This is a genomic window from Zhengella sedimenti, assembly GCF_046506625.1.
In the GTDB taxonomy this organism is placed as follows: Bacteria; Pseudomonadota; Alphaproteobacteria; order Rhizobiales; family Rhizobiaceae; genus Zhengella; species Zhengella sedimenti.
Genome location: NZ_JBKFFP010000004.1, coordinates 410,763 through 421,359, shown reverse-complemented (window position 1 = coordinate 421,359; position 10,597 = coordinate 410,763). Strand labels below are relative to the sequence as shown.

Annotated in this window: 6 protein-coding genes and 1 pseudogene; all 7 read right to left on the bottom strand. The window is 66.5% G+C overall.

Translation table 11 applies throughout. From position 1 onward, the window contains the following. Window positions 1-806: 806 nt before the first annotated feature. The 7 genes and pseudogenes from ACLB6G_RS13950 to ACLB6G_RS13920 all read right to left on the bottom strand — a co-directional run bounded on the left by ACLB6G_RS13950 (window position 807) and on the right by ACLB6G_RS13920 (window position 10,595). Window positions 807-2,303, bottom strand: a complete 1,497-nt coding sequence (locus tag ACLB6G_RS13950) for a zinc ribbon domain-containing protein (protein ID WP_410356786.1) — start codon at window positions 2,301-2,303, stop codon at window positions 807-809. Between the two features lie 81 nt (window positions 2,304-2,384). After that, window positions 2,385-6,008, bottom strand: a complete 3,624-nt coding sequence (locus ACLB6G_RS13945; protein ID WP_410356810.1) for an MFS transporter — start codon at window positions 6,006-6,008, stop codon at window positions 2,385-2,387. A 99-nt stretch (window positions 6,009-6,107) separates the two neighbouring features. Next, window positions 6,108-6,173: pseudogene (locus ACLB6G_RS13940) on the bottom strand (zinc-ribbon domain-containing protein); the annotation flags it as partial. A gap of 19 nt (window positions 6,174-6,192) precedes the next feature. Further along, on the bottom strand, window positions 6,193-7,317 hold the full coding sequence (locus tag ACLB6G_RS13935; RefSeq protein ID WP_410356785.1) for a ligand-binding sensor domain-containing protein: 1,125 nt from the start codon (window positions 7,315-7,317) through the stop codon (window positions 6,193-6,195). Beyond that, the gene (locus ACLB6G_RS13930; RefSeq protein ID WP_410356784.1) at window positions 7,317-7,982 is read right to left on the bottom strand and encodes an ABC transporter ATP-binding protein; all 666 of its coding nucleotides are present in this window, start codon (window positions 7,980-7,982) and stop codon (window positions 7,317-7,319) included. The genes ACLB6G_RS13935 and ACLB6G_RS13930 overlap by 1 nt, the downstream gene beginning before the upstream one ends. Beyond that, complete coding sequence (locus ACLB6G_RS13925; protein WP_410356783.1) at window positions 7,979-9,574, bottom strand: ABC transporter permease; 1,596 nt, start codon at window positions 9,572-9,574, stop codon at window positions 7,979-7,981. The genes ACLB6G_RS13930 and ACLB6G_RS13925 overlap by 4 nt, the downstream gene beginning before the upstream one ends. 4 nt (window positions 9,575-9,578) lie before the next feature. Further along, window positions 9,579-10,595, bottom strand: a complete 1,017-nt coding sequence (locus ACLB6G_RS13920; protein WP_410356782.1) for an extracellular solute-binding protein — start codon at window positions 10,593-10,595, stop codon at window positions 9,579-9,581. Window positions 10,596-10,597: the final 2 nt, after the last annotated feature.

Genomic DNA, 10,597 nt, shown 5'->3' with positions numbered 1-10,597 from the left:
CGGGGTGGAGCAGCCCGGTAGCTCGTCAGGCTCATAACCTGAAGGTCGCAGGTTCAAATCCTGCCCCCGCAACCAAATTCCCCCCAAACACAGGCCATGTCGCCGGCGCGAAAGCTTCGCTTGCCAATGGCGAGGCAGCTCGTCGTCCTTAGGACCATAACCTGAAGGGTCCGAAGGACGGTTCAAATCCTGCCCCCGCAACCAAACAACCATCTAAAAATGCCACACAAAAAATGCCCGCCGCTTCGGCGGGCTTTTTGCGTTTCAAGCTCCGTGTCGTCACCGCGTTGTCACCAGTAGGGGCAGAAACGGTGCTCAACAAAGCCGGGGAAAACCGGGCTGCATGCACGACGGCGTCTTTGCGCCTCCGCCTGTTTCGATGTTCAGAAATCGCTTTAAATCGATCATCGGCTTCTCCATCTTTACCCCATGCATCCAGAAGGCGCACGGCTTCGCAAGAGTCGGCAACTGCCATGAGAACGCGGATGCCTAGAGCTTTTTCAGTCTACTCAAGCGCAAGCGAACACGGCAACGGACCTGGGAGACCCGCGTCGAAGCCATGCACGACGGGTTCGACCGCATCGAGAGGGTCTGCAACCCGAAGCGAAAGCACGCCAGGACCGGGATGCCGTCACCCGTCGAGTTCGAACGGCAGCAGGAATTGAACTCCGAAGGCGTCTGGAAAACGCCGGGCTGTTCACGCCTGCCCGATCCGGGTTTCTCCGATCATGCCCGGGTGGCGACCGCAGTGCCAGGCTCTGCCCGGCGCCAGCAACCGGTTGTCATCGTTGTCGCCGGGTCTCGTCTCAAAGCTTGGCGCCACATCCGGTGCAGAACTTCGCACCCGGCTTCACGGACCTCCCGCAGGACGGGCAGACAGGATCGGGTTTCGTCGCCTCGAACTTGTGGCCGCAGTGCGTGCAGAACCTTGCACCGGGTTTCACCGGATGGCCGCAGGACGGGCATGTGGACGGCTCCGGCTCCTGCACGGCCTCGGCACCGCAGTTGGGGCAGAACTTCTGGCCCTTTTTCAAGGGCGCGCCGCAGGCATGGCACGTAAAGTCCGAACCCTCGGCCGGTGCCGGCGTGCGGGAAACCGGGCCTTTCTTGCGGGCCGCTGGCGGCAGCGGCGGTGGTGCAGCCTTGGGTCCTGCGGGATCGGAATGCAGGACCGGCGGCGGCGGGGCAGGGGTAGCCTTGGCGGCACGTTTGGGTGGTGCGCGGTCCGGTGCCGGCGGCGGGACCGGCGGCATCCGGTGCCTTGAAGCCGGGGCGGAGGCCGGTTTGGACGCTTGCTCCCGTGCCTCGTCCGGCGTGGCGACATCCCTGCCGGCATCCGGCATCAGGCCGCCGACCTCTTCGATGACGAAATCGAGCACGCTCTTGTAGTCGACGGTGCCCACGTAGAGGCGCCCCTTGATCGTCGGGATGAAACAAAGCGTCAGTCCGCCGTCGCCATAGGCGTAGATCCGGCTGTTGACGAGGCGGTCGCCCTCCGCGAGCCGGGTGACGCGCTGCCATTGCAGGCCGGCAACTAGCGAACGCGTCAGGTCGACCAACGGCCGAAGATCGTCGGACACCTGGCAGTGCCCGGAGCGGAATCGTCGGATGGTCCCGGCCGCCTCCAGCTGCGCCAGCGCGGCGTCGACCTCCAGAGGCTGTGGAGGACGCGATTGCATCCCGGCGGTCTGCACGTAGGTCAGGAGCTGGCTAAAGCCGGTCATGCCCCATTGGCCGTGCAGGTAGCCGAAAATGTCCTGGCTCGAAAATCCCTGCCGGCGGTCTGTCGATGCTCTCTGGAGATCGACAAGTGCGAACAGGACGGCGGCCACGGCGGCATCGAATTGTCCTTCGAACAGGAAGGGGTTCACCAGCCGGTTGCTGTCGGGCGGAAGAGCCTGTGCCAGGTCGCGGATGATGTCCTCTGGCTCGACGAAGGCGGAGATGCGATAGCTGCCGGAAACCGGCAGAAGCATGACGCCACCGCCGTCCACAACGTCTCCCGGGAACTGGACATTGCTTTCCGCGCAGAGGTCTTCCGATCCCCAGATGCGGAAGGTCAGGTTCGTCCGCGGATCGAGCAGCACCCGGGCCGCCCGCCGGAACTGCGGCGTCATCGCGTCGCGGGAAAAGGCCGCCTTGCTGAGGTAGCCGCCGGCGTAAAGCTGGGCGATCTGCAGCGGGTTCAGCGGCTCGGCCTCGCCCATGAGATGGCGCGGCGACATGTCCCCGGCCTCGCCACACAGGTCGAGCAGGCTTGCCAGAACACCCCGGGGGATCTCCGAAAAGCTTGTCAGGGTCATGTCGCATTCCTTTCTGCTCCGGCGGAATCCTCTGCAGTGATCGTCAACGCGCCGCTTGCTGCGCGGGTCCTATCCATCGCGTTACTCATCGTTTGGCTCCTGCGGTCCGAGCGCGCCACGGGCGGTGCTGATCACGCCACCGGTGGTCAGGCCCTGCTTCTGGCTCCACTTGAGCGCTTCGGTTTGCGAGGCAATTTTCTGCATCGCGTCGTTGGTGTCGCGATAGCCAAGACCCTGCAGGTCGCTGTTGAGACGCGCCATCGCCTCGGGGGTCGCGTCGACCCCGACCGCGGCGCGGGAAATCAGCTCCATCGCCCTGGCCGTATTCGGCGGCAGTTCCGGCACCCGGTAACCCTGGGCGCGCAATCCCTCGCGGACCTGCAACTGGGCCTCGATCCCCTTCTGCGACTGCGCCACGGCTTCCGGGGTATTGTGTTCGTAGAAGCGCGATTTCTCGCCCCACATGCGGGCATAGCCTTCCTGATCGGTCAGTTGGCCGCCCCGTCCGGCCTGAACTTCCTGGACATTCGAGGTCATCCGCCCCTCCGCGTTGCGAAGGGCCTGGTCGGAATTGGCTGCGCTCGCCTCGACGTGGTACTTGTCGGTGAAAAGCTGGTTGTGCGCCTCACCCCAGGCCCGTGCATCGATCTCGTCCTGGGACATGCCCGACCCCTTCAGGTAGTCCAGTTCCTCGCGGCGCCGGAAGAATTCCGGATGGCTGTCCGGCGTCACGTTTTCGCGGCCGCCGACGATATCCATCGAATGATCGTAGAAGTCCTTGTAGGCGTCGCTCTCCCAGTGCTTCCTCGGAACCTCGATCTTGTCGATGATACGGTTGCCATTGGAATCGACACGGCCCGTATCCCGCTCGATGACCAGCCGGGCGTCCCGGTCGGCGCCCAGCGAAGGCGGCTTGCCCGGCGTCGAGAACGTGTCCATGGCCAGCTTGTCGCCCGGCTGCATCATATTCCGGACGTCCGGGTTTTCGCCGGCGCGGTTGATCGTCCTCCGGTCGGCCGGCGCGTAGATCTCCTCGGTCCGGGTCTTGACGATGGCGTCGCGCAACTCCGGGTCGGCCTGTTTGGCAGTCCGGCTGGAGCGCGTGTCCTGCAGCTGATCGAGCGCACCGCGGGTGTCCACCTTGTCGGACTTGACCGGGTGACCGTCCGAACCGACGACCGGATCGCCGTTCTGGTCCCGCTGGATGCGCGAACGATCCAGCTCGTTGATCCGTTCCGACTGGCGCGGTCCGTTCTCGATCGCGGCAATGTGCTCGTCGATCATCTGCCGGTCGGCGGGCGAGGTGTTGGGATCGTCGCGGTCGGCGCGCAGCCCGGCCAGCACGTTCTCAGCCTGGTCGTGGGTTAGAACCGTCTGGCGGCGCTGACCGGACACCTCGGCTTGGGCCTGTTGGACCGTGCTTTCAGCCTGGGCGTCGTGGCGGTTGACTGCGCTGGTCCCGACGCTGCTGCCCACCTTGCCGCCGACATGGTTGACCAGCCCGTCGATGGCGCCTTCGCCGAAGTCGCCGCCATTGATGACGCTGAGCGTTCCGCCGGACGCCGCCGACGTGGCGGCGCCGATCAACTCCCTCTTCAGACCGCCGGGCAGGGCATCTGTTCCCAGCCCGATCATGTCACCGGCGGCCGAGACGGCACCGGTCGCCAGCGAACGCTTGATGTCGCCGGTGCGGATGAAGGTCTCCGCCGTGTCGGCCGCGGCCGGAACCAGCACCTTCACCACGCCGCTGGTTCCCGGAAGGTTGGTGAAATGGCCGATGGCGCCGTCCTTGGCGCCGCTCAGGAAGCCGGCGGCCGTCGATTTTGCTACGTCGAGGGCGCTACCGCCCTCCACCCATTTCTCAGCACCCTCGCCGGCGGCGGAAACCGCGCCGACGCTGATTGCCGTTGCCGCCGCGCCGGCCGGTCCGCCGAGGACCATCAATGCGCCGCGGGACGCCGCCACGGTGGCCTTCGCGCCCATTTCGCCGATGCCATAGGCCGTTGCCCAGCGTTGCTGGCTGATCGATTCTTCCTGGCCTTCGCGGACCTCGCCGCGCCAGTAATCGCGGCAGACTTCGGCCAGTTCCTCATATTTCCCGCTGTTGCGAAGCTCTTCGATGTGTTCCCGCAACTCGCCGGTCACGCGGTCGGACACCTTGTCGGCCGACTTGAGAATCCGCTGTTCGCGATCCTCTTGTGCCTTTCGCAAGAGATCCGATGGGCTGGGTGTCGGCTTGTATCCCGGTCCCTGCACCCACGCGTTCTGCTCCTTGTCGAAGACATAGCCCTCGTTTCTCAGCTTGTCCTCGCGGATGCGCCTTTGCTCGTCGCTCCATTGACGCTGCTCTTCGCGGATGCGCTGGCTTTCGCGTTCCAGTTCCGCGTTGACATTGTCGAGATTGCGTTGCGCTTCCGAGCGGTCCATCCATTTTCCGTCAAACCAGACCTGTCCGGGCTTGCCGCCCTCGTAGGTCTTGCCATCGTTGACGATCAGGTAGTCGCCCGTCCGGGGATCGTAGAGGGGGTGATCCTTCTCGTACTGGCCTATACGACTGATGGCATCGTCACGGTCCACCCATTTGCCGTCGTACCAGACCTGCCCGGCCTTGCCGCCTTCGTAGCTCTGGCCGTCATGAACGATCAGCCGTTCACCGGTTTCCGGATCGACGAGATCGGGATCGTGGATCGTCGGCGGAACGCCGTCACCCTGCGACCCCTGGTCGTCGTCTCCGCCGTTTCCGTCGTCGAACTCAGGGATCTGTCCGCCGATGTCGCTGAGCACGCCGCCGAGTACCACGCCCAGCCCGGTGCCGATCGCGGGACCGACGCCGTAGATGATGGCTTGAATGGCGCCCTGGCTGTTGATCCAGGCGGTCAGCGTCCCGCCCGATTCCTGCCAGCCGCCGTCATCGGCGAAAACGAGATCCGCCGGTCCGAACAGCGCCCACCACGTGCCAAGGCCGGCGAGGATGAACAGCCCCGCCATTTCCTCGCTACGCGTGCGCATGCCGAGGAAGACCGCCGCGCCGAGCAGGATCACGCCGGGAATGACGCCGCCGACCGGCACCATCGAATTGGCGAGCATGCCGAGCGAGGAGGCTGCCACCGCCAGGTAGCCGGCGGCCATGCCATATCTGCGGACCTGAGCCCGGCGAACGGTCGAGAAAAGCGTATTCCAGGCTGTCTTGAACAGCAGCGAGAAGACCGAACCTGCCTTGGAGGCAATCAGGGCGCCGAAGCCCACCGCCAGCACGAGGCTGGACGAGGAATTGGTGAAAGTGGCGATCGACAGCGCAATGCCCACGCCGCCGGCGATCACCGAATAGGCATCCATCGGCGCTTCGGTCAGGTAGGCGCGCATCGCGGCGATCCGGTCGCCCAGGCTGACCCGTGGACCCTTGCCGCGGATGCGCCGCCACAGGCCAGTCAGGATCATCGTGCCCACCATCCAGAGCAGGCTCCCCGAGATACCCTGTCCCTGCAATGCCAGGAACCGGCCTGTCAGGCTTCCCATGTTGAAGCCTTCGTTGACCACGACCAGCAGATAGGTGTGGAACACCCAGGCAGCGAGCCCGAAGGCGATTGTCGTCGGAAGCTGCCGGAAGAAGGCGCTGATCGTCCGGCTGGCGATGTAGCCTATCAGGGGCACCAGCTTGTCGGGCACTTCCGGACTCGGGCTGGGAAGGTCAGGCGGCGCGGCCATGGCAGCGGATGCCTTGCGGGCTCCTGGCCCGGATTTTCCCGCTTTCGCGCCTTTGCTGCCCGCTTTCTGGCCCGATTGCCCTGCCGCGGTCGTCGCCGCTCCGCAGGACGGGCAGAAACGGCTGTTGTCCTTCAGCTTGGCTCCACAATGGGTGCAAAACGCCATGGCTTTCCATGCTCCCTTTTCAAGACCCGGACCCGGCTTGCCGGGCGGCCTGCGATGTATTCCCGTCGCTCCTGCCCACGGTCGCGCCTGCCCCGGTTGGCAGCAGGCCTTCGGCAACGGCCTCCGGTTCGAGCAGCAGCAATCCGTTCAGCGTTCCAAGCCAGGTCCTTCCATTCGGCGCACGGCCGATGGTGGTGACCTCGCCGCTCGGCAGGACCGTGCCGCGGATGATGGTTGATGCGGTCAGATCCGCGCCGATGACGCTGAATCCATCGGTCTCGGTCCCCAGCCAGACATACCCGCCGTCGTCCTCGAACAGGCTTCGCGTTTTCGGCGCAGCCAGCAGTGATCGCGGGATGTCCCGTTCGATCCCCCAGCCCGCCGGACCGCGAACGAAAAGAAGCGTGCCGCCCTGATCGTGAAAGCCGGTTCCCACCCAGATGCGGCCCTGCCGGTCCTGCATCATCGCGGCAACCTGGCGATTGGGCAGGCCGTCCCGGACCGACCAGCTCTGCCAGTCGTCAGCGGCGGCGCCGCGATGGTAGAGCCCGTTGTCGGTTCCCACCCAGAGGCCACCGTCCCGGTCGGCGAGCAGGCAAAGCACCCGGACGCCTGCCAGGACGGACCGGCCGGCAAAATGGCCGCCGACGGGCGCGCCGTCGATCTTCCAGACGCCGCTCGCATCGCCGGCCCAGACGCCCCCGGCGGGATCGAAGGCAAGGCCGCGCACCTCGTTGAGTCGTGTTCCCGCAAGGTGATCCACAGTGATCCATCCGCGTGCAGTCCGCAGCGAGAGCCCCGACTCGTGACCGATCCACAACCGCCCGCCGGGTTCGCGGGCGATGGAAAACGCGATGGGTTGCGCGGTGAACCCGGACAGCGCGACGGCTCCGACGGTCCCGTCCTCGTGCAGCATCGTCAGGCCGTTTCGCCCGACGACAGCGAGGTCGGGTCCATCCGGGACCGCATCGAGCACGGGTCCGGTTTCAGCCACATAGGTCCAGCCTGCTGGCGCCACGTAGGACGGTGCGGGACGGAACACCCAGGCCGCGCCGGCCAGGACCACGACAATCCAGGCGGCGGTCCAGCGCCATCCGGTGTTCCGGAGTGCCGGCCGCGGCGACATGACAAGCTGCCTGTCCATCAGCCCGCGTCCTCCGTCATCATGGCCGCCAGCCGGCCGTCCTGGAGCCGCAGCAGGTTTCCGCCCAGATGGCGCATTTCCTCCCGGTCGTGGGTGACGAAAAGCACGGCGACATCGCGGCCCGAGACCTGCTGCTTGATGAGATCCAGGAGTGCCGCCCGGGTCGGAGATTCGAGATTGGCGAGCGGTTCGTCGAGGAAGAGATGGCGGGGTTCCGGCGCCAGCGCCCGCGCCAGCGCCACCCGATGGGCCTGTCCTTGCGAGATCTCGCCGGGGTAGCGCGTTGCGAGATCGGCCACGCCGACGCTGCCAAGCAGGCCAAGCGCCCGCTCGTCACGGTCCCGTTTCGATCCGTGGGGAATGGCGAAGGCGACGTTTGCCGCGACCGTCATGTGCGGCCAGAGCGTCGGCGACTGGAACACGAAGCCGATGCCGCGACGATGCGGCGCCAGGCAGACGCCCGGCGCGCTCGCTACCGTGCCGTCGATGGTCACGACGCCTGCGTCAGGCCGGTCCAGCCCGGCGAGAATGCGCAGGAGGGTGGATTTGCCGGACCCCGACGGGCCGGTCAGGACGGTCATCGAGCCGTCGGCAAGCTGGAGCGAGACATCGTCGAGAACCGCTCCGCCGCCATGCGACTTGACCAGGTGTTCCGCCGCGATCATGCAGTCCTCCCCGCCGTTCGGACCGCGCCGCGCGTGTTGAAAAGGGCCAGCAGAACGACGGCAGCGGTCATCGACAGGAGCAGCATCAGCAGGCTGAGGCTGGCGACGGCGGCGGTGCTGCCATAGTGAAGGAGATTGAAGATGCGAATGCTGAGCGCCCCCTGTCCGGGTGGCGCGATGAGGATGGTCGCCGCAAGCTCGCCGAGGGAAAGCGCGAAAACGATCAGGAAAACTCCGGCCGCCGCGCGCCAGTAGAGCGGCAGGTAAATCCACCTCCACGTCGCCGCGCCGTTTCCCCGGAACATCAGCGCCGCGTCGATCAGGTCTCGCGAGACCGTGCGGTGATGGGCATGGAGCAGGAGGATGCCGATCGGCGCGAAACGCGCCAGCGAGGCGAGGACCGGCATGGCCGGTCCGCCGTACACCGCGGACGTCGCATCGTTGTTCCACAGGTGGATGAGGCCGACGCCGGTCAGCGTTCCCGGCATTGCCAGCGGAAGCAGGCAGAGCAGCATGACGCCCCGGTTTTCCACGTGCCGGAACAGCAGCAGGCCGAGCAGGATCGCCAACAGGGCCGAGATACAGGCGGACTCCATGCTTCCGGCAATGTCGCGCGATGCTGCCGCGACGGTCTGCGCGAACACCGCCGGCGAACCGGTTGCCTGGATGAGAGCCACGACGGGAACGGCCGATTGCATGGCAAGCACGACGAGCGCGGCGGTTTCGAGCGACTTGAACCACGCAGGCGGCGTGTCGCAGGAAACCGCCGTGTAGGGCGGGATGTCGGGAAGGCGCGTGCCACTCTCGATCCGGCCGAGCAGGGCCACGATGATCGCGATACCGGTCACGACCATGGGAAGCGCGAGCAGGAAAACGGCACCGGCGTCCGCCCCCGATCCGTAGGTCACGAACACGTCCATCGCGTAAGAGGGCAACTGGAAAAGGGCCGGCGTGCTGAAATCGGTCAGCGAGAGGATCGCGGCCAGGCCGCCGCCGACGATGACCGACGGTGCCATCATGGGCAGTTCGATCCGCCGGAACACCCGCCAGTCGTTGGCATGGATGCGGCCGGCATCGACGAGCGCGGGGTCCATGCGTGCTATGCCCAGCAGCACGAAGCCGTAGGCGGCGGGGAGGAAGGCCATGGATTGCACCCAGAAGGCCGCGACGGCATCCGGCGCGCCCGGCGCCGTTGCCCCCGTGCGCCCGAGCAGGGCGTCGATGCCGGCGCCCGCGCTCATCCAGGCGTTGGCATGGACATAGGGCGGCACCGCGATCATGGCGAGCGGCGCCCAGTAGAGCATGGCGGCTACCCGGCCGGACCGCCGGCGGAGCGCCCGCGCAGCCAGGACCGAAACCGTGGCGGCGAAAACCGCGACCGAGAAGGCGAGCCCGATGGATGTCATGAACAGGCCGGTGCGGCGGAGGCTGGGGATCAGCGCCTCGGCCATGTGCTCGCTTGTCCGCGTGGCAGCAAGCAGGGCCAGGATCGGCCCGAGGCCCACGACGAGCCAGAGCAGGGCGCCGGGGACGGACCGCGCGCGCCGCGCCATCTCCCTGCCCGAAGGTTGCCCGGCCCCGGTTGTTGCCATCGCGCTACCTCACGATCCGGTCGCGCAACTCGCGGATCACGTCGCCCATCGTCAGGGCGAGCGCCGCGTAATCGACCGCCATCGGCTTCACCTTGGCAGGAAGACCGCAGGTCTCGGGCGAGAAGACACGTGTCCCGTCGATTCGGAACCATCCGGCATCCGCGAGCTGGTCCGCCACGGCCTCCGAAAGGAGGTGATCGATGAGCAGTTTGCCGGCTTGCGGGTTCGGGCCGCCCTTCACAAGTGCAACCGAATTGGGAATGACCAGCGTCCCCATCCCGTCGGCCGTTTGGTCGGGGAACACGACGGCGACCTCGCCCGGTTTCCTTTCGTAGGCGGAACAGGCGTCGTCGGTATCGGTCAGCCCGAAGTCGGCGGTCCCGGCCGCGACGAGGTCGCGAACGACGGAGTTGCCATCGACGATGCGGACCTTGTGCGCGACGATACTGTCGAAGAAGGCGCCCGCACGCTCGGGACCGAGCGCGGTGAAGAGAGCGCTTGCATGGGTCGCGGACGTGCCGAACAGCGGGTAGGCGATAACGGCCCGGCTGGTGTCGCGCCCGTCTGCGACCAGGTCATAGATCGATGTCGGCCAATCGGCTTTCTGCAGCCGGGCGGTGTTGAGGATGAAGACCCGCGCCCGCCCGCCGAATGCGACCCAGCGGTTTCCCGGTCCCGGTTGAGGGCCCGGGCGCAGCTTGTTTGGCAGATAGGGGCTGAAAAGGCCGGCTTGCGCCATGACTTCCGTCTGGACCGGCTCGCCACTCCAGAACACGTCTGCCCGCGGGGTGTCGGCCTCCTCGGCAAGGCGTTTCGCAAGGCCGCTGGTCTTGGCGGCTTCCACGTCGTAAACGGGTTTGACCTCGATGCCGGTTTCCCGGGCGAAAGCCTCCAGCACCGGCTCCGCGATCGTCTGGTCGACCGATACGTAGACCACGACCGACCCCTTCGAGGGGTCGTTCTGGGAACAGGCGGCGACGATGACGGCAGCCGAAAGAAGGGCAAGCAGCTTTCTGCGCATGT

Coding starts and splice junctions, on each gene's coding strand:
- ACLB6G_RS13950 (WP_410356786.1), bottom strand. CDS start 2,303: ATGACCCTGACAAGCTTTTCGGAGATCCCCCGGGGTGTTCTGGCAAGC.
- ACLB6G_RS13945 (WP_410356810.1), bottom strand. CDS start 6,008: ATGGCCGCGCCGCCTGACCTTCCCAGCCCGAGTCCGGAAGTGCCCGAC.
- ACLB6G_RS13935 (WP_410356785.1), bottom strand. CDS start 7,317: ATGGACAGGCAGCTTGTCATGTCGCCGCGGCCGGCACTCCGGAACACC.
- ACLB6G_RS13930 (WP_410356784.1), bottom strand. CDS start 7,982: ATGATCGCGGCGGAACACCTGGTCAAGTCGCATGGCGGCGGAGCGGTT.
- ACLB6G_RS13925 (WP_410356783.1), bottom strand. CDS start 9,574: ATGGCAACAACCGGGGCCGGGCAACCTTCGGGCAGGGAGATGGCGCGG.
- ACLB6G_RS13920 (WP_410356782.1), bottom strand. CDS start 10,595: ATGCGCAGAAAGCTGCTTGCCCTTCTTTCGGCTGCCGTCATCGTCGCC.